The 23,247-nt window shown below is 36.8% G+C and carries 23 protein-coding genes; all 23 read right to left on the bottom strand.

Annotated elements, in window-relative coordinates; translation table 11 throughout:
* Nucleotides 1–54: 54 nt before the first annotated feature.
* Nucleotides 55–1,308 (bottom strand): dihydrolipoamide acetyltransferase family protein, encoded by a 1,254-nt coding sequence (locus tag KGI01_RS03685; RefSeq protein ID WP_141273380.1) that lies wholly within the window; start codon nt 1,306–1,308, stop codon nt 55–57.
* A 13-nt stretch (nt 1,309–1,321) separates the two neighbouring features.
* Complete coding sequence (locus KGI01_RS03680; RefSeq protein ID WP_141273378.1) at nt 1,322–2,308, bottom strand: alpha-ketoacid dehydrogenase subunit beta; 987 nt, start codon at nt 2,306–2,308, stop codon at nt 1,322–1,324.
* Nucleotides 2,308–3,297, bottom strand: coding sequence for a thiamine pyrophosphate-dependent dehydrogenase E1 component subunit alpha (locus tag KGI01_RS03675; RefSeq protein WP_141273375.1), 990 nt, complete (start codon nt 3,295–3,297; stop codon nt 2,308–2,310). Before KGI01_RS03675 ends, KGI01_RS03680 begins: the two co-directional genes overlap by 1 nt.
* A gap of 12 nt (nt 3,298–3,309) precedes the next feature.
* Nucleotides 3,310–4,713, bottom strand: coding sequence for a dihydrolipoyl dehydrogenase (gene lpdA / locus KGI01_RS03670; RefSeq protein WP_141273373.1), 1,404 nt, complete (start codon nt 4,711–4,713; stop codon nt 3,310–3,312).
* A 501-nt stretch (nt 4,714–5,214) separates the two neighbouring features.
* Nucleotides 5,215–5,943, bottom strand: coding sequence for a glycerophosphodiester phosphodiesterase (locus tag KGI01_RS03665; RefSeq protein ID WP_141273371.1), 729 nt, complete (start codon nt 5,941–5,943; stop codon nt 5,215–5,217).
* Nucleotides 5,936–7,504: a flagellar assembly protein A gene (locus KGI01_RS03660; RefSeq protein WP_141273369.1), complete on the bottom strand. Its 1,569-nt coding sequence runs from the start codon at nt 7,502–7,504 to the stop codon at nt 5,936–5,938. The genes KGI01_RS03665 and KGI01_RS03660 overlap by 8 nt, the downstream gene beginning before the upstream one ends.
* A 309-nt stretch (nt 7,505–7,813) precedes the next feature.
* On the bottom strand, nt 7,814–8,038 hold the full coding sequence (locus KGI01_RS03655) for a hypothetical protein (protein WP_141273367.1): 225 nt from the start codon (nt 8,036–8,038) through the stop codon (nt 7,814–7,816).
* 84 nt (nt 8,039–8,122) lie between these two features.
* Nucleotides 8,123–8,917 carry a sporulation transcription factor Spo0A gene (spo0A, locus tag KGI01_RS03650; protein ID WP_141273365.1) on the bottom strand — a complete coding sequence of 265 codons (795 nt, stop codon included), beginning with the start codon at nt 8,915–8,917 and terminating at the stop codon, nt 8,123–8,125.
* 237 nt (nt 8,918–9,154) lie between these two features.
* Nucleotides 9,155–10,849: a DNA repair protein RecN gene (gene recN / locus KGI01_RS03645; RefSeq protein ID WP_141273363.1), complete on the bottom strand. Its 1,695-nt coding sequence runs from the start codon at nt 10,847–10,849 to the stop codon at nt 9,155–9,157.
* A 38-nt stretch (nt 10,850–10,887) separates the two neighbouring features.
* Nucleotides 10,888–11,337, bottom strand: a complete 450-nt coding sequence (gene ahrC, locus KGI01_RS03640; protein WP_068452987.1) for a transcriptional regulator AhrC/ArgR — start codon at nt 11,335–11,337, stop codon at nt 10,888–10,890.
* A gap of 183 nt (nt 11,338–11,520) precedes the next feature.
* Complete coding sequence (locus KGI01_RS03635; protein ID WP_068452984.1) at nt 11,521–12,342, bottom strand: TlyA family RNA methyltransferase; 822 nt, start codon at nt 12,340–12,342, stop codon at nt 11,521–11,523.
* Nucleotides 12,342–14,246: a 1-deoxy-D-xylulose-5-phosphate synthase gene (dxs, locus tag KGI01_RS03630; protein ID WP_141273361.1), complete on the bottom strand. Its 1,905-nt coding sequence runs from the start codon at nt 14,244–14,246 to the stop codon at nt 12,342–12,344. Before dxs ends, KGI01_RS03635 begins: the two co-directional genes overlap by 1 nt.
* Nucleotides 14,247–14,344: 98 nt before the next feature.
* Nucleotides 14,345–15,229, bottom strand: coding sequence for a polyprenyl synthetase family protein (locus KGI01_RS03625; RefSeq protein ID WP_141273359.1), 885 nt, complete (start codon nt 15,227–15,229; stop codon nt 14,345–14,347).
* Nucleotides 15,230–15,232: 3 nt separating this feature from the next.
* Nucleotides 15,233–15,466, bottom strand: a complete 234-nt coding sequence (locus KGI01_RS03620) for an exodeoxyribonuclease VII small subunit (RefSeq protein ID WP_141273357.1) — start codon at nt 15,464–15,466, stop codon at nt 15,233–15,235.
* Nucleotides 15,463–16,812, bottom strand: a complete 1,350-nt coding sequence (gene xseA, locus KGI01_RS03615; protein ID WP_141273355.1) for an exodeoxyribonuclease VII large subunit — start codon at nt 16,810–16,812, stop codon at nt 15,463–15,465. The genes KGI01_RS03620 and xseA overlap by 4 nt, the downstream gene beginning before the upstream one ends.
* 134 nt (nt 16,813–16,946) lie before the next feature.
* A complete protein-coding gene (folD, locus tag KGI01_RS03610; protein ID WP_141273353.1) occupies nt 16,947–17,798 on the bottom strand; it encodes a bifunctional methylenetetrahydrofolate dehydrogenase/methenyltetrahydrofolate cyclohydrolase FolD in 852 nt (283 codons plus the stop codon).
* Nucleotides 17,799–17,880: 82 nt separating this feature from the next.
* Nucleotides 17,881–18,255, bottom strand: a complete 375-nt coding sequence (nusB, locus tag KGI01_RS03605; protein ID WP_068452972.1) for a transcription antitermination factor NusB — start codon at nt 18,253–18,255, stop codon at nt 17,881–17,883.
* Between the two features lie 259 nt (nt 18,256–18,514).
* Nucleotides 18,515–18,922 (bottom strand): Asp23/Gls24 family envelope stress response protein, encoded by a 408-nt coding sequence (locus KGI01_RS03600; RefSeq protein WP_141273351.1) that lies wholly within the window; start codon nt 18,920–18,922, stop codon nt 18,515–18,517.
* A 21-nt stretch (nt 18,923–18,943) separates the two neighbouring features.
* Nucleotides 18,944–20,296 (bottom strand): acetyl-CoA carboxylase biotin carboxylase subunit, encoded by a 1,353-nt coding sequence (gene accC, locus KGI01_RS03595; RefSeq protein ID WP_141273349.1) that lies wholly within the window; start codon nt 20,294–20,296, stop codon nt 18,944–18,946.
* A gap of 13 nt (nt 20,297–20,309) precedes the next feature.
* Nucleotides 20,310–20,813, bottom strand: coding sequence for an acetyl-CoA carboxylase biotin carboxyl carrier protein (accB, locus tag KGI01_RS03590; protein WP_141273347.1), 504 nt, complete (start codon nt 20,811–20,813; stop codon nt 20,310–20,312).
* A gap of 336 nt (nt 20,814–21,149) precedes the next feature.
* A complete protein-coding gene (efp, locus tag KGI01_RS03585; RefSeq protein ID WP_068452963.1) occupies nt 21,150–21,707 on the bottom strand; it encodes an elongation factor P in 558 nt (185 codons plus the stop codon).
* Nucleotides 21,708–21,731: 24 nt separating this feature from the next.
* On the bottom strand, nt 21,732–22,793 hold the full coding sequence (locus KGI01_RS03580; RefSeq protein ID WP_141273345.1) for a M24 family metallopeptidase: 1,062 nt from the start codon (nt 22,791–22,793) through the stop codon (nt 21,732–21,734).
* Complete coding sequence (aroQ, locus tag KGI01_RS03575; protein WP_141273343.1) at nt 22,794–23,237, bottom strand: type II 3-dehydroquinate dehydratase; 444 nt, start codon at nt 23,235–23,237, stop codon at nt 22,794–22,796.
* Nucleotides 23,238–23,247 lie beyond the last annotated feature (10 nt).

Here is a 23,247-nt window from a genome sequence, read left to right as displayed (position 1 = left end):
CGGAAAAGTAAAAAAAAATCAGAAAACCGCAACAATTCGGTTTTCTGACTTTTCCTAATAAACAGAAGTGCTTGAAATTGTCATATTTTCTAGCAATTCTTTAACACGAGCTAGAAACTTCCCACAAATCATTCCATCTAAAATTCGATGATCTAAAGATAGACATAAATTCACCATATCGCGTGCAGCGAACATACCATCGCCCACAATGACAGGTCTCTTAACAATTGATTCTACTTGTAAAATAGCTGCTTGTGGTGCATTAATAATTCCTGCTGAATGGACAGAGCCAAATGAACCCGTATTATTTACCGTAAATGTTCCACCTGACATATCCTTTACATTCAACTGTTTTTTACGTCCTTTTTCAGCTAAAATTGCAATTTGGCTTGCGATGCCTGCAATGGACAATTGATCACAGTTTTGGATAACTGGAACGAATAACTCATCATCTGAAGCCACTGCAATCGACATATTAATTGCTTTCTTCTGAACGATTGTATCGCCTTTCCAAACAGAATTAAGCATTGGATATTCTTTCAACGCTTGTGCAACTGCTTTTACGAAAAAAGCAAAATACGTTAAATTGTATCCTTCTTGCTCTTTGAATTGCTTCTTATGTGCATTACGTAATTTAACTAATTCTGTTACATCCACTTCAATGGTCATCCAAGCATGTGGAATTTGCGTCACGCTATCTACCATACGTTTCGCAATTGTCTTACGAATCGAAGATACCGGAATAATCACGTCACCATTTTCTTCTGGAATTGCCTCTTTTACTTGTGTATCACGTGTTGTTGGTTTTTCTTCATGCGTTAATTGTGACGAAATAATGCCCGATTCAATCTCACGCAACACGTCTTTACGTGTTACACGTCCACCTGCACCTGTTCCTTCTATTAAATCAATATTCAAATGATATTCATCAATTAGTCTTCCAACAACAGGTGACACGCGCTTTTTCTGATCAGCTGAATGTTTTGGTGTAGATTGTGGTGCTGCTGCTACAGATTTAGTTGTTTCTGATGAAGATGACGGTGACTCAGCAGGTGTTGCTGCTTCTCCATGTGCAACAACAATCGAACATACGACTTCACCAACTGCAACAGTCTCACCCTCAGGAACCAAAATCTCTTGAATCGTTCCTGATAATTGAGAAGGAAGGTCAGCTGTTACTTTATCTGTCGTTAATTCTGCAATGGAATCGTACTGTTCAACTGTATCGCCTGGCTTTACTAACCAGCGATCGATTGTTCCTTCTGTAACACTTTCACCGAGTTGTGGCATTTTAATATACTCTAACATGTATTCTTCCTCCTTAGAATGCAGCTAATTCGACAATCGCTGCTTCGATTTGGTCTGGTGTTACCATGAAATCTTTTTCTAAAGACTGTGCATACGGCATCGATGGGGCATCAGGTGCTGCCAGTCGCTTAATTGGAGCGTCTAAATCAAATAGACAATGTTCTGCAACAATCGCTGCGACTTCTCCAATAATACTTCCTTCTTTGTTATCTTCTGTAATTAATAAGACTTTACCTGTTTTACGTGCTGCTTCAATAATCGCTTCTTGATCAAGCGGATAAATTGTACGTAAATCGAGAACATGTACAGAAATGTCTTGTTCCTCTTGTAACTCTTCTGCCACCTTTAATGTTTGGTCGACCATTAAACCATATGTGATAACTGTTAAATCCTCACCACTGCGTTTCACGTCAGCTTTACCGATTGGCACAACATAATCTTCATTTGGCACTTCACCTTTAAGTAGGCGATATGCTTTTTTATGTTCGAAATAAAGAACTGGATCTGGGTCGCGAATTGCTGCTTTTAAAAGTCCTTTTGCATCTGCTGGGTTTGAAGGAACAACAATTTTTAAACCTGGTTGATTAGCAAAAATCGCCTCTACTGACTGCGAGTGATATAAACCACCATGTACCCCGCCGCCAAATGGTGCACGAACAACTAATGGACAACTCCAATCATTATTTGAACGATAACGCATTTTAGCTGCTTCTGAAATAATTTGGTTGACTGCTGGTAAAATGAAATCTGCAAACTGCATTTCTGCAATTGGTTTCATACCATACATTGCCGCTCCCACTGCTACACCTGCAATAGCTGACTCTGCTAATGGTGTATCTAAAACGCGGTCTTCACCGAATTCATCGTAAAGACCATCTGTTGCACGAAACACCCCGCCCTTTTTCCCAACATCTTCACCTAGTACAAATACATTTTCATCTCGCTGCATTTCTTCGCGCATCGCTTCATTAATTGCTTCAATATAGGAAATCGTTCTCATTATAGCTTCTCCCCTTCCGCATAGACATAACGTAGATTATCTTCTACTGAACCATATGGTGCTTGTTCTGCATACGTAGTCGCTTCATTAATCTCACGTTTTAATGTCGCTTCCATTTCTGCTTTTAATTCTTCTGTTAACAGTCCTTGTTCCACTAGATACTGCTCATAATGATGTAAACCATCTTTTTGTTTATCATCTTCTAATTCTTCTGTCGTACGATAAATACGGTGATCATCATCTGATGAATGAGGCGTCAATCGTTGGCAAAGCGCTTCAATCAATGCTGGCCTACCTGATTCACGTGCTTTTTTCACAGCAATATACGTAGCGATTGGATCTGTACCGTCTACTACCTCGCCCGGCATATTATAACTTGTTGCTCGTTGTGCGACTGTTGCACTCGCTACTTGACGATCATATGGTGTTGAAATCGCATACTGATTATTTTCTACGAATGTAATAACCGGAAGTTGATGAACACCGATAAAGTTCAATCCTTCATGGAAATCACCTTGATTGGATGAACCTTCACCCAGTGAAACAAATGTGTAAAAGTCATCTCTCTTCATACGTCCTGCTAGTGCGACACCTGCTGCATGTACAACTTGTGTTGTAACAGGCGAAGAACCTGATAAAATACGATTTTTACGTTGTCCCCAGTGCGCTTGCATTTGACGACCACCTGAGTTTGGATCTTCTGCTTTCGCAAAAGCATTTAACATGACATCTTGAATTGTCATTCCAGCTTCTAATACCACACCTAAATCGCGGTAATACGGTGCTAAATAATCCTTCGTTAAATCAAGTGCATATGCAGCGCCGATTTGTGCAGCTTCTTGTCCTTGACACGAAATAACAAATGGAATTTTACCTGAACGGTTTAATAACCATAAGCGTTCATCGACACGTCTTGCGCGCAACATACTGAAATAAATATCTAATGCTTGTTGATCTGTTAAATTTGCTTCTTTATGTGAAACTGTCATAATCAAAACCTCCTAGTAATGAATTGCTTCGTTTTTAATTGCTAATGCGACTTCTTGCATCACTTCACTCACGCTTGGATGCGGATGTACCGTATGTCCAATTTCAAATGATGAAGCATCTAGATTAAATGCTAAACTTGACTCAGCGATTAATTCTGTTACATGGTCACCAATTAAATGAACGCCTAGTACATCATCTGTTTCTTCATCTACAATCATCTTCGCAAAACCGAAATCATCACCATTAACCAGTGCTTTTGCATTTGCTTTTAATGGGAATTTTTTGACGACAACTTTGTTAAACTGTTCTTTTGCTTGTTTTTCATTTAATCCAATATGGGCAATCTCCGGATAGCTATAAACACAACTTGGCATATGCACGACACGTGTATCTGGTTTTAATCCCGCCATATGTTCAACTGCATGAATGGCTTCATGAGATGCTACATGTGCTAATTGAATACCACCAATTACGTCGCCTGCTGCATAGATATGTGCTTCTTTTGTTTGCATATATTTATTCACCTTAATAAACTGCTGTTCTAACTGGATATCTGTATTTTCTAATCCAATTTGTTCTGTAATTGCTTGTCGACCAATTGCGACTAGCACTTTTTCGAATGTTTTTACTTCTTCATTCACATGGAATATCACTTGTTCATCTGTTGCTTCCACATTTGAAATTTTCGCATTTGTCACAACTTGAATGCCACGTTTTTCAAAATTTTTCACAAGTTCTTTCGCTACTTCTTCATCTTCTGAAGGTAGAATACGCTCAAATGCTTCATAGATTGTAATCTTTACACCTAAATCATGTAACATAGATGCCCATTCAATTCCGATTACACCGCCACCAACAATTGCCATATTCTTTGGTAATGTATCAAGTAGAACTAAATCATCTGAACTTAAAATCGTCGTATGATTAAATGGCATAGACGGTAGTGTGCGTGGTTTCGAGCCTGTACAAATCAATAAATTTTTCGGTACGAGCATATCATTTTCAAGATCTTCACCATATTCCACTGATACAGTTCCAGGAAGTGGTGAAAAAATAGAAGGACCTAATATGCGACCTGTACCTGTATATACATCAATCTTCCCTTTTTTCATTAATGCTTGAATACCTGCTTCTAATTGTGCGACTACAGCATTTTTTCTTTCATGTGCGATATGATAATTGAATCCATACGATGTTAATTCGATTCCGAAATCGTGCGCTTTTTTAAGAGAACGTAATTGTTCGGCACTCTTTAATAGTGCTTTTGTCGGGATACAACCTTTATGTAAACAGGTTCCACCTAGTTTTTCTTTTTCGACAATCGCCACTTTTAACTTTAATTGCGCTGCACGAATGGCTGCCACATATCCCGCAGGTCCGCCGCCCAAAATGACTAAATCGTATTCATTTGCCATCTGTCATACCTCCATAAAATCACTATTTTTACTTCTTGTCACAACTGCTTTTTTATCATTTTAGGTCAAATACCTTCACTATCTGTTATATCATAATAATACTTATTCTTCCTATCATAAATGTCATATGACATGATATGACATTTATAATATACTTGATAAAACACATTCTTACTTGTATTTGCGTTTAATTTTTTATCATTATCCGCTCTTGAATTGTCAGAAAATTGTGTTTAAATACTTATTTTTTCTATTTTACACACATATTTTCTTCTTTGTTCTAATTCTAACTAAAAACTGTATTCTTGACAATTATTAACTTTATTTTGTGATATATTTTGTTGAAAAAGAAGTTTTTCTGTTAATTTACATTATAAGGAAAATTATTTGTACATCCTAATCTAAAGCTTTAAATAAAAAAATGAGCAACTCTGTAAACATACAGTTCCTCATTTATTCTATGTATATTCGATTTAGTTTCTCTACACAAAAATAGTTGATTCATTCTTCTACATATGAATCAACATATCTTTGTGCATCTGCGACTCGATTCGGTTCATCTGTAATCCATCCAACAATACTTGGATGCTGTGGTTTTTGAAGCCACTTTTCTTTTCCTGTAATACTATAAAAACGTAAAACTTTATTTAAATCTTGTGCTATATTCCAATATTTTTCTTTATAGAAAAAATGCTTATTCACATGTAACACATCAATCCAAGGTAAATCATTTAAGCGCGTCCAATCAAATTTGCGTTTCGGAATAAACGCTACTTCTGCTGTTGGATTCATTACCTTTACTTGTTGTAACACTTCTAGATGAAAAGAGGAGTAATGTACACTTGATAAATGTTGCGTCTTTTTTACAACAATCTCAAGATCAGCAGTTCGTCCGATAAACGATTCTTTGAGTTCAATATTCATTGGTACTTTATTTGGGATAGCCCATGCTAATAATTCTGAAAATGTATTAATACAATGACGACTTTGCTTAATCTTCTGACTTCTTATTTCGTTAAGTGTACAATCGTTTACGCATTTAGAAATACCTAACATTCGTTTTAAATTAAGATCATGTGTAACAATTGCAATACGATCTTTCGTCAGTTGTAAATCAAACTCAATTCCATCTGCTGCAGTTTGTATCATGGCCTCCTTCATCGCCTCTAATGTATTTTCTGGTTCACATTTTGTCCAACCACGATGTGCATAAATAGGCAATCTATACATTCAATTCTCCATTCTCCATTTTAAATACACCATTTGTACGTGTTTTTAACATAGATGAACGTTTACCAATCTTAATAATCGTTCCTTCAAATGCTATTTTTGTTACTTCCACACATTCTTTTTCAATCTCACTTAATTGTTTTAAAATGGTTTGAATTTCATAATTCAACTGGATTACAACTGATTTTTTTAATTCATATTTATATTTTGTATCTTCAAATACTTCTAGTTGTTGTGCATTCATCTGTTTCGTTAATGGTTGTAATTGAATGACACGACTTTCAAGCACACCCATCTCTTGTTCAATTTCTTTTATTTTCCCTGCTTTATAGCGTACTTCACCCATTTTTTCTTTCTGGTCAATGGTATAAATAATTAACTCTGTACGTCTTTCGTGTTGATTTCCAGCGATTGCTGTATGGATATACGATGTCGCTTCTGTCACACCACCAATAATTTTCCCATTCACACCGTCTAAACGTACAATTCTTCCTGATAAATTTGAACCTATTGCATACATTTCGATACAAATTTCATTTTCAGCATAAATCGTTGCTTCATTCGCATGTTTTAAAAAGACACTTCCACCTGCTCGAATGACTGTTTTTGAATGACCAAATACACCACCACGAATATAAATATCGCCGCCTGTTGATTCAATCGAGTCAGCGCCAGATACGCCTTCTTTTGCTTCAATCGAAATATCACCTGTTGCTTTTACTGAATAGCCTGGTAAAACAGTTCCCTTAATTGCAATAGAACCATTAAACACAATATTACCAGTTTCTACACCAATATCTGTTTTAATTTCGAGATGTTGTAAAATACTAATCAGACCGTTTGAATCATCCAATACACCTGCTGTTTTAGAACGGATAATAATCTTTCCGTTTTCTTCACTTTCATAAACAGATTCTGGATTATATTTTAAAATAAGGTCTTTCCCTGCTTTTGCGGGAATCTCTTTTCCCAATACATTCATACCCGGTATTCCTTCAGATGCCGGTATTTTCTCACCTAGCCAAGCGTCTTTTTCAATTTCAAAAATAAAGTTCATATCGGAAAAATCTGCTCGACCATCTAAACCAATTTTTGGTCTGCGCGTTGGATTTTGAAAATACGTGATTTTTGCATCTACACCATCTTCAGGCTCTTTCCCTTCCGCAATCACATGTTTTTTCTTCTCAAGTTCTTCCCATAAGATTCGTTTCAGACCGTACTCAATCCCAATAGATGCAGCAATTTCTTTAATTTTAAGATTCAATTCATCTTCAGAGTTACTAATTTTTTTCGGATCTTCGTAAAATAAAATATTAGCAGTCATTGCATCTTTTGAGATTTGAATATCCATTTCAGGTAATAAAACACCTATTTCTACAAAATCACCATTCTGTTGATTGAAGAGGTTTTTTAATTCCATAAAGTTTGTCAGTTTAATTCGTGGAAATTCTTTTAACAAAGTCTCGAAATCCTTCATTGTATAATCTTCTTGATGTTTTTTCACAAAAACTTTATTGTCTCTTGAGATAATTTCCATATGCTGATCTTTATAAAGTTCCATGTTTTTCACCCTCTCCTTGTGTAAAAGTCCGTATGATTAATATCGTGCATTTACCTAACTTCTAAAGACCTTTACACTAGAATATTTCTATATGCTTATCTGTTTTTTTATTTTTTTCAAATTTAGTTTTATTTGACTAAATAGTCCTATTTTTTCACTATTCTTATTGGTTATTATTATCCAAATGTAGTCTGTACCTATTTTTCGTATATAATAACATAGAAAAACCTAACTATCTTTATCATACCCACCTCGCAAAAAACTAATACATTTTTCACGACTCTTTCTGAAAAATGAATGCTTTTAGACCTATATTTGAGATGTTTGATTTTTCTTGTCTTGTATTTTTTCTATAGCCTCTTTACTAATCATCGAAAGAACAGGTATAGCTAATAAAAAAACATTTGCACCCCAAACCCATAGAAAAAGTGTTGTAAGTACTATAACAAAACCAAGATATATTCCTAAAGAATGATGCTTCCATATACTATACAAAAGTACCATTAAACCTACTAGCGAACTAATATAAAACATATCTCTCCTCTTTCCTTACTTATATTCACAAAAAAAAGCAAACAGTTCTAATTGAACGAGCTGCTGCTTTTTTCATAAGATGACTTATACTTCTACTAATTCTTCGCGTAACTTCTCAGCGACCATGGCGATGAACTCTGAATTCGTTGGTTTTTGTTTCATATGGTGTGAGGTGTAACCGAATAGCTTGGATACGGCGTCATGATTTCCACGTCCCCACGCAATCTCAATACTATTTCGGATGGCCCGCTCTACACGTGTTGGTTTCGTTTCAAATATTTCTGCAATAGCTGGATACAACGCTTTTGTAATTGAACTTAATAAATCTGGATTATTATAGACTAATTGAATAGCTTCACGAATATAGCCATATCCTTTTACATGAGCTGGTACACCTATTTCCTTAATGATAGATGTAATACGTGCATCTAATGTATGCTTATCTGATGTCTCAGGTAAATCAATTTCAATAATTTCACGTGCTTTTGTTTGTTTCATTTTTCCACGTTCTGCACATTGAATAATCTTCGACTCTAAACGTTCCATCTCAAAAGGTTTTAACATAAAGTAAGCAGCACCAAAGTCACTCGCTTGTTTCATAACATCTTCTTGCCCAAAAGCTGTTAACATAATCACTTCAATCGTTTTCCATTGCTCATTTTTTTGTATCTCTTCTAAAACAGCTAAACCATCTAAGTGAGGCATAATAATATCTAAAATTAGCACATCAGGGATTTCTTCCTCCAGCATTTTTAAGCACTGTTTACCATTTGAAGCAGTATGAATTACTTGTATTCCTTCATTTTTTTGCAAGTATTTTTCTAATGTGGCTACAAGTTCGCGGTTGTCATCTGCAATGGCTACCTTAATCTGCGTCATCTTTTTTCCTCCTTAGGTTTTCACTCAACATTTCACAATGCATTTATTGTATCAAAATTCATTTCAAAACAAAATGTCATTACCCATTTTCTTATAAAACAATTGTTTTATTTTCATGTAATTTATATGTATTATAACACTTTTTTTGCGTGTTGAATGAAACTTTTGTTTATTTTTCAGATAAAAAAGACATTGTAAACAATTCATTCGTACTTGTTTACAATGTCTTAATAGTAGTTATATGATACGGCGTTGTTTATGTTCTTCTGCAATTTCAACTAGTTCTTTTGCATGTTGGAATGTTTTTTCCGTCACGACTTCACCTGACATCATACGACTAATCTCGTCAATTCGATCATCTTCTACTAATTCACATAACGATGTGAATGTACGATTATCTTCTTCTTGTTTCTGAATATAGTAATGATGATCAGCCATCGCCGCCACTTGTGGTAAGTGCGAAATACAAAGCACTTGTGAATTTACAGAGATTAGTGAAATTTTATCCGCAATAGCTTGCGCTACACGGCCACTTACGCCTGTATCAACCTCATCAAAAATGATGGACGTAATTCCCATTGTAGATGAAAAGATGGTTTTAAGAGCAATCATAATACGCGATAGCTCACCACCAGACGCAATTTTCGTCAGTGGCTTTGGTGGCTCCCCTACATTCGTTGAAATATAGAAGATAACTTCATCGCTACCCATCGCATCAAATGTATGTGACGGTGTGATTTGCACAATCAGTGTTGCACGTTCCATATACAACTCTTGTAATTGCGTCATAATCTTCTCAGCTAATTGAACACCATATTCTTTACGGATAACTGTTAGCCTTTCTGCTTGTTCAGCTAGTTGCTTTTCTAAGTCTTTTAAGCGTTTTTCATTCTTTTGGATATTTTCATCGCTATTTTCAAGCGTCTCTAGCTCTTTACCAATTTGATCGCGATACGCTAAAATATCCGCTAAACTATGTCCGTATTTTCGCTTCATATTTTGAATAAGTGCGAGGCGTTGCTCTACTTCATTTAATCTTTCTGGATCAAATTCCATCTCATCTAAAATATTCTTTAATGAAAAAGCAGCTTCCTGTAAAACATAGAACGCGTCTGATACGGCCATAGATTGTTCTTTGAACTGTTCATCTACATTCGCAACATCTTCTAAATCAGACATCGCTTGCCCAATCCAATCAAGCCCTTTAGATTCACCAAGAATGGCTTCATGTGCGTGAGAACTACCTTCAAAGATTTTATGGAAGTTATTTAAACGACGACGCTCTTCCATTAATTCATTTTCTTCATTCTCTTTAAACTTACATGCATCAATCTCTTTAATTTGGAATGCGTATAAATCAATTTTTTGAGCGATTTGCTGTTCACCAAGCGATAGTGCTGCTAATTCGCTTTTCAATGTACGATATTGTTCATATAGCGATGCATATCGCTCTTTTTCTCCGATTATCGCATCACCCGCAAATTGATCGAGTAAATGGATATGCTGTTTATCGTCCATTAATTCTTGTGATTCATGTTGCCCATGAATATCAATCAATGTCGAACCCACTTCACGTAACATATTCAGTGGCATCATTTTACCGTTTAAACGACAAACACTCTTTCCTGTATCGTTTAGGTCGCGACGCAAAATAATGATACCTTCATCAATTTCAATTCCTAACTCTTTACACTTATCATAAGCAGGATGCGGTTCTTCAGGTAACGTAAAAAGGCCCTCAAGCTCTGCCTTTTTAGCACCATGGCGAATAAACTCTTGAGAACCTCTACCCCCTGCTAAAAGTTGTACCGCATCAATGATGATTGACTTACCCGCACCTGTTTCGCCTGTTAATACAGTTAATCCTTCTTGAAATTCGACGGTTAATGCATCAATGATGGCAAAATTCTTTATGGATAATTCTTTTAACACGATGTGTCACACCCCTCAATACTTCTCTCTAGCAGTTCTTATAACATCTCTAGTAAACGATTTTTCACTACTTCACGCATTGATTCTTCACGACATAAAATCATGATTGTATCATCTCCACAGATTGTACCTAAAATTTCCGTCCAATCTAAGTGATCTAATAATGAGCCAATCGCATGTGCGTTGCCTGGTAATGTCTTCATAACGAGGAAATGACTTGCCCCATCAATCGATACAAAAGCATCTGCTAACGCACGATGTAGTTTTTGTACAGGATTAAAACGTTGGTCTGCTGGTAAGCTATATTTATAACGTCCATCTTGTAATGGTACTTTGATTAGATGTAATTCTTTAATGTCACGTGAGATTGTTGCTTGTGTCACGTTATAGCCTGCTTCTTTTAATAAGTCGACTAGTTCATCTTGTGTCTCAATTTCTCGATTCGCAATCATATCACGAATACGAATATGTCTTTGACTTTTATTCATATCATTCACCTCTATGCATATTTATGCCTGTCAACCTAAAGTTATCATCTATTCAATGAAATAACAAGAAAAAACGAATCTTTTATCTATTTTCTTCTTCTTTTATTTAGGCATTTATTCATGGAAAAACACCTTCAAAGAACCTTCTGATTCTCTGAAAGTGTTTTTCGATTTTTAGCTACTTTATTTTAATTGTGCATGTGCTTCTTTTACAACTGCTTGTAAATCACACGAACGTTCTAATTCTTCAGTAGTATGCGGATTGTAAAGATGGAATAAGAATTCGATATTTCCTTCTCCACCTGTAATTGGTGAATAAGAAGCATCTTTTAAAACAAACCCTAGTTCCTCTGCGAAATCCGCTACTTTTTCAAGTACTTCTAAATGAATTTTCGCATCGCGTACGACACCTTTTTTACCGACATTTTCTTTACCTGCTTCGAATTGTGGTTTAACAAGAGCCATCACATCGCCACCAGGCATCAATAATGTTTTTAATACAGGTAAAATTAGTTCGAGTGAAATGAATGATACATCGATTGTTGCCACTTCTGGTAAACCCTCGACTAAATCAGGTGCAGTTACGTAACGGAAATTGGTTTTCTCCATTACCGTAACGCGTTCATCTGAACGAATCTTCCAAGCGAGTTGATTTGAACCAACATCTAAAGCGTAACAATGACGCGCGCCGTTCTGTAACGCACAATCTGTAAAACCACCTGTTGAAGAACCGATATCTAGCATCAGTTTTCCTTCCACCGTAAAGTCGAAAATCTCAAGTGCTTTTTCTAACTTTAGACCACCACGACTGACATATTTCAGTTGTTGACCTTTAATTGTTAAATCTTGGTCTGCTGGTATTTTCTCTCCTGCTTTATCGACGCGAACTTCTTTAGAGAAAACTTGTCCCGCCATAATTAAACGTTTTGCTTTTTCACGTGTTTCACACATACCGCGTTGAACGAGTAAAATATCTACGCGCTCTTTTTGTACTTTGTCTGCCATTATGATTTTAGACCTTCTTGTTCTCTTTTTTGATGTACGAGCTTTGTAATGCGTTTTTCAGCTTCTTCTGCTGTTAAATGAATGTCTCGCATTAATAAATCTACGCTTCCATGTTCGATGAATTCATCTGGAATACCCATACGTTCTGTTTGATTTGTGTCATAGCCATGATCATTCGCAAACTCTAATACAGCACTACCAAATCCACCTTGTAGCATCGATTCCTCAATTGTTAAAACAGGGCGACCTGTTTGATAAATATGATGTAGCATTTCCTCATCCATTGGTTTAATGAAGCGAGCATTGACAATTTCAACTGAGATACCTTGTTCGGCTAATTTTTCTGCTGCTACTTCTGCCATCGGAATTGTTGTACCAAATGTTAGAATCGTTGCATCTGTTCCTGCTTTTAATACTTCCCAGCTACCGATTGGTAATGTTTTTAATTCTTCATCCATTGGAACACCTAAACCATTACCACGTGGATAGCGTAAGCAAATTGGGCCCTCATCGTATGCTAAAGCTGTTTGCACCATATGTTGACCTTCATTTTCATCTTTCGGCATCATAATGACAATGTTTGGCATTGAGCGAAGGAAATTAATGTCGAATACACCTTGATGTGTTTCGCCATCTGCTCCAACTAAACCTGAACGGTCAATTCCAACGAATACATTTAAGTTTTGACGACAAATATCATGTAACATTTGATCGTATGCACGTTGTAAAAATGTCGAATATATTGATAAGAACGGTTTTGAACCTTCTGCTGCCATCCCTGCTGCCATCGTTGTTGCATGTTGCTCTGCAATACCAACATCAAAGAAGCGTTTCGGGAATTCCTTCGCAAATCCTTCTAATTTCGAACCAACTGGCATCGCAGGTGTAATCGTTACAACACGATCATCTTCGCGCGCAATACGTGTTACAGTATCTGCAATTAGTTTTGACCAACCTGGTGCTGTAACAGACGATTTAACAAAATCTCCTGTTTCCATTTTGTAAGGACCCGTACCATGCCAATTTCCGATTTTATCATTTTCTGCTGGTGAATAGCCCTTACCTTTTTTCGTAATCACATGAACGATTACAGGACCTTCAGTACGTTTCGCATTTAATAATGTTGACTCAAGTGCTTCAAAATCGTGACCGTCAATCGGTCCTAAGTAAGTAAAACCTAATTCTTCAAAGAACATGCCTGGTACCACTAAATATTTCAAACCATCTTTTACACGCTCTGCTGTTGAAGCTAAACGTCCACCTACTGCTGGAATACGTTTTAATAAACCTTCAAAATCATCTTTTGCACGATTATAAGGTGTGGCTGTACGCATACGAGACAGCATATTGTGTAAAGCGCCTACATTCGGTGCAATTGACATCTCATTATCATTTAAAATAACGGTCATATTTGTTTTTTCATGTCCGATATGATTCAGTGCTTCAAGTGCCATTCCACCTGTTAATGCACCATCGCCAATAATCGGAACGACATGATTATGTTTTCCTTGAACATCACGTGCAGCTGCCATGCCCATAGCCGCTGACAGAGAAGTTGAACTATGACCAGTCTCCCACACATCATGCTCACTCTCATTACGTTTTGGGAAACCACATAAACCTTTATACTGACGTAACGTATCGAATTGATCCGCACGACCTGTTAAAATTTTGTGCACATATGCTTGATGCCCAACATCAAATAAGAACTTGTCTTGCGGGCTATTAAATACTCGATGTAGCGCAATTGTTAATTCAACTACACCTAGATTTGGTCCAATATGTCCACCTGTTACAGAACACTTTTCAACTAAAAATTTGCGAATATCAACTGCTAAATCTTGCAATTGTTTTTTATTCAAATTTTTCAGAAAGGATGGACTAGATATTGTGTTTAAATCCACCACCATCACACACCTTTACTTTTATCATTGATTTTACTCACACGACTTTTTTCACTATTATAACAGTCATTAAGTCGAACAGAAAGTATTTAAACTAATTACTTGTTACGATTTATAATATAGTCTGTTAAATCTGCTAAATATTTACTATTCGATGGTATTTTCTCTAAACATGCATGTGCTTTTGCTGCATGTTCTGCTAATTTTTCTTTAGCTCCGTCTAATGTTAAGAGTGCTGGATACGTACTTTTTTCACTCGCTACATCTTTCCCAGCTGTTTTTCCTAATTCTTCTGTTGTGCCCTCGATATCTAAAATATCATCTTTAATTTGAAATGCGAGTCCAATATGGTAAGCATATTCGACAAATAAGTTGCGTTGTTCTTGTGTTGCATCTGCTAAAATCGCACCTGCTTCAATACTAAAACGTAAAATGGCACCTGTTTTATTTTCATGAACACGTACTAATTCATCTAAAGTAAGTTGACGCTTTTCTCCTTCAATATCAAGTACTTGTCCGCCAACCATTCCCTCTGCTCCAGCCGTTTCACTTAGAAGACGAATTAATTCTACTTTTTGTTCAGCTGACACATTTTTTAAGCGCGCTAAAATGCCAAATGGTAGTGTATTCAGTGCATCACCTGCTAAAATCGCTGCTGCTTCACCAAATACTTTATGATTCGTCGGTTTACCACGTCTGAAATCATCATTATCCATACTTGGTAAATCGTCATGGATTAGCGAATATGTATGAATCATTTCTACCGCTGCCCCTACTGTATACCCCGCTTTTGTTGGTTTATTTAGATAATCCAGTACTGCAATCACAAAAAGTGGTCTTACACGTTTTCCACCAGCTTTTAAAGAATATAACATTGCTTCTTTTAATGAAGTGGGTGCTGTTAAATCTTCTACAAATTCGTACATATGCGATTCAATGATTGGTAATTGTTCTTCCATAAATGTTTTTAGTGTACTTGTCATTGTTTATTCCGCCTCTTTCTGTAAATTTAACTCCGTTTCATTTCCGTTTTGATCCATCATTTTTACCAATTGCTGTTCTGCTTTTTCAAGTTGTGTATGACAGCTTTGTGACAATTTCATCCCTTCTTGGTATAAAGAGATGGCATCTTCTAATGGAACATCACCTTTTTCAAGTGAGCGAACAATTTCTTCTAATTGTTCAATCGATTCAGCGAATGATGGTTGTTTTTTTGTCATGTGGACTCCTCCTCTTTTTGAATGGACTGCACAATCGTTTGAACACGACCGTCTGTAAATTGAAGGTCTATTTTTTGTCCTTCCTCTATTGAATCTACCGATTTTACAACTTTTTGATTGTCATAAACAATTGCATATCCGCGTGTCATAATGGATAAAGGGTTTAACATTTCAAGTGTATGAACAGCTGCCGTAAAACGTTGTCGTTCTTGCTGTAATTTTTGAGCGATTGCTCTCGTTAATATTTGTTGCATCGATTCAATACGCTTCTTTTCATATACAATCTCTTTTAAAGGATTATAAATTTGAAGTTTTTGTTCAAGATGTTGCCACTTATAACGTTGCTGCTCCATTGCTTGCACGGCTGCACGTTGCATACGATCATCTAATTGTGCCAATTGTTCAACAAAAGGACGATATAAGCGCTCAGGATATAGCATAGGGTATGCGGACTGCACACGTGTCAAACGAGCACGTTCATGCTTTAATTGTGCTTGTGTCTGTTGAATAAGACGTGTACGGAGTGATTCAACATGCTGTAGTAATTCGAAACGGTCTGGGACAGCCATCTTCGCTGCGCCTGTTGGTGTCGGTGCACGTAAATCCGCTACATAATCCGCAATCGTTGTATCTGTTTCATGCCCAACCGCACTAATAATAGGAATACGACTTTCAAAAATAGCTTGCGCGACCACTTCCTCATTAAATGCCCACAAATCTTCAATCGAACCGCCACCTCGTCCAATAATAAGTGTGTCGATATTCCCTTGCTGATTCGCTAAAGCGATAGCTTGTGCAATATCATTCGCAGCTACTTTTCCTTGAACAGCAGTTGGAATAACTACTACCTCAGCAATTGGATAGTGTCTTTTTAGTGTGGACAAAATATCTCGAATTGCTGCACCTGTCTTTGCTGTAATAACCCCTATTCTTTTAGGGAATTTGGGAATCGGCTGTTTAAATTCTGATTTAAAATAACCACGTGCTGCCAACTCTTTTTTCAATTGTTCATATGCTACATGTAGACTCCCAACACCGTCTGGTTGCATCTCTTTCGCGTACATTTGATAGCGTCCTGCCACTTCATAGACATTCACATCTCCACGAATCAGCACATTCATACCATTTTCAGGTTTGAAAGCAAGTTGTTTCGCCTGCATCTTATACATGACACTTTGAATTTGTGCGTGTGCATCTTTTAACGTGAAATAAATATGCCCTGAACTATGTAGTTTCACATTGGACAGTTCACCTTTTACATATACTTCACGCAAATGAGGATCCGCTTCAAATTTCCGCTTAATATATTTGGTCAATGCTTGCACAGATAAATAATGAATGACCATTAATTCATCTCCTCTAAGGATGTGTTTCCTCTACACATTTTTTGACGTTATGATTCGCCCATAAAAAAAACTGCTTTTCCGCAGAAAAACAGCTTTCTGTCTATTCTATTTTACCTTAATCAGCTTCATTTGTCTTATGCTAGCTTTGTTTTTGCTGATTGAACTGTGTTATACATTAACATTGTGATTGTCATTGGACCAACGCCGCCTGGAACAGGAGTAATTGCAGATGTTTTTTCAACAACTGAATCAAAATCAACATCTCCGCATAGGTGATTATTTTCATCGCGATTCATACCGACATCAATAACCACTACACCTTCTTTAATGTAATCGGCTGTAATCATTTTCGCACGTCCGATTGCTACAACTAAAATATCTGCTTGCTTTGTCATTTCTTGAAGATTTTTTGTTTTCGAGTGACAATATGTCACTGTTGCATCATGTTGTAATAGTAGTTGCCCCATTGGTACACCAACAATATGACTACGCCCAATAACTACTGCATGTTTACCAGCAACTTCAATATTTGAATATTCGAGTAACTTCATAATACCATGTGGTGTACATGGTAAAAAAGTTTCTTGTCCTAGAAGCATTTTCCCAACACTATTTGGATGGAAACCATCTACATCTTTTAATGGAGAAATGGTTTCGATTACTTTTTGTTCATTGATTTGTTTTGGTAATGGCAGCTGGACTAGAATACCATCAATTTCAGATGCTTCATTTAATTGTTTGATTTGCGCTAGTAAATCTTCTTCTGTTGTATCTTCTGGTAATTTAATAAGCTTCGAATAAATTCCTAAGTCTTTACAAGCTTTTTCTTTGTTTGCTACATATGTATGTGACGCAGGATCCTCACCTACTAGAATCACTGCTAATCCTGGTGTAATTCCTTTTGCAATTAAATCTTGTACTTCTTTTTGAATACCTGTACGAATTGTGTTACTGATTTCTTTTCCGTTAATTAGTTGACTTGACATTTTCTACACTCCCGAATTCAGCTTTGATGCGTCAACAGGGTGTTAGGAAGAGCAAAACCCTTCCGTCTGTCCTATTAACGATCTAGTATTTTGATAATACGCCGTTTACGAATTTACCTGACTTCTCGTCACCAAAGACTTTAGAAATCTCAACTGCTTCATTGATAACAACGTTGTTTGGTGTTTCTGGCATATACATTAATTCAAAAGCTGCTAAACGTAAAATTGTTCTTTCAATTTTCGCTAAGCGGCTTAATGACCAATTTTCTAATTTACTTTCTAATGATGCATCAATTTCTTCTAAGTGATTCTGTGTACCGTATACTAATTCTTCAAAGAATGCCGATGATTTTTCTTCTGCAAGTGTATGCTCGATTGCATCCTCTACAGTTAATTCAGTATTCTCTAGTTGAAAAAGTGTTTGTAACGCTTTTTCACGCGCTTCACGTCGCTTCATTCTTAATAACTCCTTTTAAATAGCTGTCTTATTTCACTTGTTAGCTATAACAATTATTTTCATATGAAGTTTATTTTATCACACTTTCCCTTGTCATCATACGCTTTACGACAAGTTTTAAAAAATCTGTCTTTTTCGTGCGAACAAAAATATAAGCGAACGTTTATAATAAACATTATATAAAACGTTCGCTTTTATGTCAAATTAAAAAAATAAAGCGTTTTGAGGAAAAATCCTCAAAACACTTATTTACAGGGCTTTATTCAACTTTTGAATTTGTAGCTTGATCAAACTGAATACCCGTAACATGAACATTCACTTCTTTCGTTTGAAGCTCTGTCATATTTTCAATCGATTCACGAATTTGACGCTGTACTTCTCTGGCAACATGCGCAACGGACGCACCATATTGCACAAAACAATATACATCAACGATTAGACCGTCTTCTGTCCATTCTGTTTTGATCCCTTTGCCATGAACTTTCTTGCCGAATTTTTCTACAACACCTGATGCAAAAGAGCCTCTCGTTCCCGAAACACCTTCTACTTCATTCGTCGCAATTCCTGCAATCACTTCAATTACTTCTGGTGCTACTTCAACCTTTCCAAGCACCTCTTTTCCTTGCGGTGTCGGTTGTTGTAAAGATTGAATGTTTTGTTCTGTCATTGAATTTGCCCCTCTCATTTATTAAGAATTAATAACGTCGTTTTCTTCTAGGAATTTCGTATTGAATTTACCTGATTTGAAAACTTCATTACTCATTAATTTTTCATGGAAAGGAATTGTCGTATGGATACCAGGACCCTCAACAACAAACTCACCTAATGCACGCTTCATTTTTGCAATTGCTTCTTCACGCGTATCTGCATGAACAATCAATTTTGCAACCATCGAATCGTAATATGGTGGAATTGAATAGCCTGGGTACATAGCAGAATCAATACGAACACCGATACCACCTGGTGCTACATACGTGTCTACTTTACCTGCTGAAGGCATGAAGTTTTTGTAAGGGTTCTCTGCGTTAATACGACATTCAATTGCCCATCCATTTAATTTCACGTCTTCTTGTTTATAAGCTAATTCTTCACCAGATGCAACTTTTAACTGTTGCGCAACTAGGTCGATTCCTGTAATCGCTTCTGTTACAGGGTGTTCTACTTGGATACGGGTATTCATCTCCATGAAGTAGAATTTATCTTCACGGTAGTCATAAATAAATTCACAAGTACCCGCACCGCGATATGAACACGCTTGCGCTGCTTTAACTGCCGCTGCACCCATTTCCGCACGACGTTCTTCCGAAAGTGCTGGAGATGGCGCTTCTTCAACTAGTTTTTGCATACGGCGTTGCACTGTACAATCACGTTCACCTAAATGGATTACGTTACCGTAGTTATCAGCTAATACTTGAATTTCACAGTGACGGAAATATTCAATGAATTTCTCAAGGTATACACCTGGATTACCAAATGCAGCTGCTGCTTCATTTTGTGTAATTTCGATACCTTTTACAAGATCTTCTTCCGTACGTGCGACACGAATACCTTTACCGCCACCACCGGCAGTAGCTTTAATAATAACTGGATATCCAATTTCTGCAGCCCACTCTTTACCTGTTTCGATATCAGGAACAATTCCTGTACCTGGAACAAGTGGCACCCCTGCTGCTTCCATTGTATCACGCGCTACGTCTTTAATACCCATTACTTTAATTGCATCTGAAGTTGGTCCAATAAATGTAATACCTGCATCTTCACAAGCTTCTGCGAAGGCAGCATTTTCAGCTAAGAAACCATATCCAGGGTGAATTCCATCACAACCTGTTTTTTCTGCTACCGCTAAAATACGGTCAATTTTTAAGTAACTATCTGCAGAAAACTTCGGTCCGATACAATATGCTTCGTCTGCTAATTGAACATGTAATGCTTCAGCATCTGCTTCTGAGTAAACAGCAACAGATTGAATATCTAATTCTTTACAAGCACGAATGATACGTACTGCAATCTCACCACGGTTTGCAATTAGTACTTTTTTCATTAGTAGCCCCCCCTTACGCTTCTTTAACTAGGAATAGAGGTTGGCCGTATTCCACTAATTCACCATTCTCAACAAGAATCTCAACGATTTCACCAGTTACTTCTGCTTCGATTTCGTTGAATAACTTCATTGCTTCAACGATACAAACGATTGACTCTTCGCTCACTTGATCGCCTACTTTTACGAATGCAGGTGATTCTGGGTTTGGAGAAGAGTAGAATGTACCAACCATTGGAGAAGTGATTTTATGTAGATTTGCATCTGCCACAACTTCTTTTTTCTCAGCTTTTGGTGCTTCTGGAGCTTTTGGAGCCTCTACTACTGGTGCAGGAGTTGCTGCTTTCGGTGCTTCTACTACTGGTGCAGCTTGAACTGCTACAGGAGCTTGCGCTACAACTGTTTGACCGTTGTGCTTTTTAAGTTTTAATTTTGTGTCATCTTGCTCGAATACAAATTCATCCACTGAAGATGAATCCACCAATTTAATAATCTCACGAATTTCTTGAATTTTTAACATACTTTAACTCCCCTTACTTGTGTGTATTATAATACACATATTATTTTATCGCTTTTTTCAAACTTTTGAAACATTTTATTGAAAAATAGCAATTTCTATATTTATAGTAGATAAATTCTGTTTGAAATACAATCTTTTTTTACGAATTAAGTAAAATCTTGAAGTGTTAACCATAAATAAAATATTGTAAACGATTACACTATTTAGACATTTAGAGTGAACATCTTCTGTACTAGCACAGTTAAAGTACTTAGTAATTACGACTTATATTATTAGTAGGTACTAAATTATTTTAAAAGAAAAACCTCTCTCGAAAAGAGAGGTTAATCCTTATGATTATGCACGTGAAACGTATGAACCATCTTCTGTGTTGATAATTAATTTATCACCTTCGTTTACGAAGAATGGTACGTTTACAACAAGACCTGTTTGCATTGTTGCTGGTTTTGAACCACCTGTTGCTGTATCACCTTTAATTCCTGGTTCAGTAGCAGTTACTTCAAGCACCACAGTGTTCGGTAAAGATACACCTAGTACTTCACCTTCGAATGATACAATTTGTACTTCCATGTTTTCAAGGATATACTTTAATTCATACTCTAATTGAGATTCTGGTAGTTCGATTTGTTCATATGTTTCCATATCCATGAATGCGTGTTGATCACCAGATGCATATAAATATTGCATTTTACGGTTATCGATTTGTGCTTTTTCTACCTTTTCTCCTGCACGGAATGTTTTTTCAGTTACGTTACCATTACGTAAGTTACGTAATTTTGAACGCACGAATGCAGCACCTTTACCTGGTTTTACGTGTTGGAACTCGATTACGCGGTAAAGGTTACCGTCTACCTGGATTGTTAATCCTGTTTTAAAATCGTTTACTGAAATCATGTTTCTTTTCCTCCAAATACTAATTTATAAAATAATTAACTCTTTAGGCGCATGCGTCAATACGTCATTCCCATCTGCTGTAATAAGCACATCATCTTCAATGCGTACGCCACCAATACCTGGTAAATAGATTCCTGGTTCACAAGTTACAGTCATCCCAGCCTCTAATCGATGATTGGAGCGATGAGATAAGCCTGGTCCTTCATGTACCTCTAAACCTATTCCATGACCTGCAGAGTGACCAAATGCTTCTCCATAGCCATGCGAACGAATCACATCGCGTACAACCGCATCTGCTTCCACACCCGTCATTCCCGGCTTAAAGGTTTTGACACCCACCAACTGGGCTTCTAAAACAATTTCGTAAACCTCTTTTAATTGTTGCGATGGCTGGCCGACTGCTACTGTACGTGTTGTATCCGACACATACCCATTATATAACGCACCATAGTCTAAAGTGACAAACTCGCCCTTCTCAATTATTTTATCAGTTGCTACGCCATGTGGCAATGCCGAGCGAACACCTGATGCAACAATCGTATCGAATGAAGAAGAGGTCGCTCCTGATTTACGCATAAAGAACTCCAACTCATTCGCGATTTCAAGCTCAGTTACACCCGGACGAATTTGCGGTAGAATATGCTCAAATGCTGCATCTACAATGTCACAAGCGACTTTTATTATTCTAATTTCTTCAGGCGTCTTAATCAAGCGGATTTTTTCAATCACATCTGCAAGACCAACTAAATTCTTCGTAATAAATTTCTCATATAATAAGAACTGTGCATACGTAATATGTTCTTTTTCAAAACCAAGTGTTTGAATGTTTAAATTACGTACATATGATGCAATTTCTTCTACTAAAGTTGCTTTATGTTGGACGGCACGAAAATCGGTAACTTCTCTTTCAGCTTGCTCAATGTACCGAAAATCAGTAATAAACAATGCCTCGCTCTTTGTTACGAGCGCAATACCTGTTGAACCTGTAAAACCTGTCATATAGCGTACATTGTATGGATTCGTAATTAAAAAACCATCTACTTTTTGTGAAGCGATTAATGCACGTAACTTTTCTAAACGATTCATTTATTTTTGCCCCTTTTGTTTCGATAAGAACGTGCGTAGTGCCGCTTCATATCCATATAAGCCTAAACCACTAATTTGCCCTACACAAACAGGCGCTAAATAGGAGTGATGACGGAAAGCTTCTCTCTGATGAATATTTGAAATATGCACTTCAATCACAGGTACTTCTACACTTGCAATGGCATCACGAAGCGCAACACTTGTATGTGTATAAGCACCTGGATTAAAAATAATACCGTCTACTTTGCCGTCCTCTGCTTCATAAATCCAATCGATTAACTCACCCTCATGATTCGATTGCTTTAATTCAATTGTCGCTCCTTCAGCAGCTGCTACTTCTGATAAACGTAACTCAAGATCCGCAAGTGTCTCATATCCGTAAATTGCTGGTTCACGTTTACCAAGACGATTTAGATTTGGACCATTTAAACATAAGTAATGCATGAAAAATCTC

Origin of the sequence: Kurthia gibsonii, assembly GCF_006539985.1 — a bacterium.
In the GTDB taxonomy this organism is placed as follows: Bacteria; Bacillota; Bacilli; order Bacillales_A; family Planococcaceae; genus Kurthia; species Kurthia gibsonii.
Note: the sequence above shows the minus strand (reverse complement) of the source record. Positions and strands in the feature narration are given on the sequence as shown.

What these genes read in the sequence shown, in the direction of transcription:
- KGI01_RS03685 (WP_141273380.1), bottom strand. Translation starts at nt 1,308, where the DNA reads ATGTTAGAGTATATTAAAATGCCACAACTCGGTGAAAGTGTTACAGAA.
- KGI01_RS03680 (WP_141273378.1), bottom strand. Translation starts at nt 2,308, where the DNA reads ATGAGAACGATTTCCTATATTGAAGCAATTAATGAAGCGATGCGCGAA.
- KGI01_RS03675 (WP_141273375.1), bottom strand. Translation starts at nt 3,297, where the DNA reads ATGACAGTTTCACATAAAGAAGCAAATTTAACAGATCAACAAGCATTA.
- lpdA (WP_141273373.1), bottom strand. Translation starts at nt 4,713, where the DNA reads ATGGCAAATGAATACGATTTAGTCATTTTGGGCGGCGGACCTGCGGGA.
- KGI01_RS03665 (WP_141273371.1), bottom strand. Translation starts at nt 5,943, where the DNA reads ATGTATAGATTGCCTATTTATGCACATCGTGGTTGGACAAAATGTGAA.
- KGI01_RS03660 (WP_141273369.1), bottom strand. Translation starts at nt 7,504, where the DNA reads ATGGAACTTTATAAAGATCAGCATATGGAAATTATCTCAAGAGACAAT.
- KGI01_RS03655 (WP_141273367.1), bottom strand. Translation starts at nt 8,038, where the DNA reads ATGTTTTATATTAGTTCGCTAGTAGGTTTAATGGTACTTTTGTATAGT.
- spo0A (WP_141273365.1), bottom strand. Translation starts at nt 8,917, where the DNA reads ATGACGCAGATTAAGGTAGCCATTGCAGATGACAACCGCGAACTTGTA.
- ahrC (WP_068452987.1), bottom strand. Translation starts at nt 11,337, where the DNA reads ATGAATAAAAGTCAAAGACATATTCGTATTCGTGATATGATTGCGAAT.
- KGI01_RS03635 (WP_068452984.1), bottom strand. Translation starts at nt 12,342, where the DNA reads ATGGCAGACAAAGTACAAAAAGAGCGCGTAGATATTTTACTCGTTCAA.
- KGI01_RS03625 (WP_141273359.1), bottom strand. Translation starts at nt 15,229, where the DNA reads ATGACAAGTACACTAAAAACATTTATGGAAGAACAATTACCAATCATT.
- KGI01_RS03620 (WP_141273357.1), bottom strand. Translation starts at nt 15,466, where the DNA reads ATGACAAAAAAACAACCATCATTCGCTGAATCGATTGAACAATTAGAA.
- xseA (WP_141273355.1), bottom strand. Translation starts at nt 16,812, where the DNA reads ATGGTCATTCATTATTTATCTGTGCAAGCATTGACCAAATATATTAAG.
- folD (WP_141273353.1), bottom strand. Translation starts at nt 17,798, where the DNA reads ATGTCAAGTCAACTAATTAACGGAAAAGAAATCAGTAACACAATTCGT.
- nusB (WP_068452972.1), bottom strand. Translation starts at nt 18,255, where the DNA reads ATGAAGCGACGTGAAGCGCGTGAAAAAGCGTTACAAACACTTTTTCAA.
- KGI01_RS03600 (WP_141273351.1), bottom strand. Translation starts at nt 18,922, where the DNA reads ATGACAGAACAAAACATTCAATCTTTACAACAACCGACACCGCAAGGA.
- accC (WP_141273349.1), bottom strand. Translation starts at nt 20,296, where the DNA reads ATGAAAAAAGTACTAATTGCAAACCGTGGTGAGATTGCAGTACGTATC.
- accB (WP_141273347.1), bottom strand. Translation starts at nt 20,813, where the DNA reads ATGTTAAAAATTCAAGAAATTCGTGAGATTATTAAATTGGTGGATTCA.
- efp (WP_068452963.1), bottom strand. Translation starts at nt 21,707, where the DNA reads ATGATTTCAGTAAACGATTTTAAAACAGGATTAACAATCCAGGTAGAC.
- KGI01_RS03580 (WP_141273345.1), bottom strand. Translation starts at nt 22,793, where the DNA reads ATGAATCGTTTAGAAAAGTTACGTGCATTAATCGCTTCACAAAAAGTA.
- aroQ (WP_141273343.1), bottom strand. Translation starts at nt 23,237, where the DNA reads ATGCATTACTTATGTTTAAATGGTCCAAATCTAAATCGTCTTGGTAAA.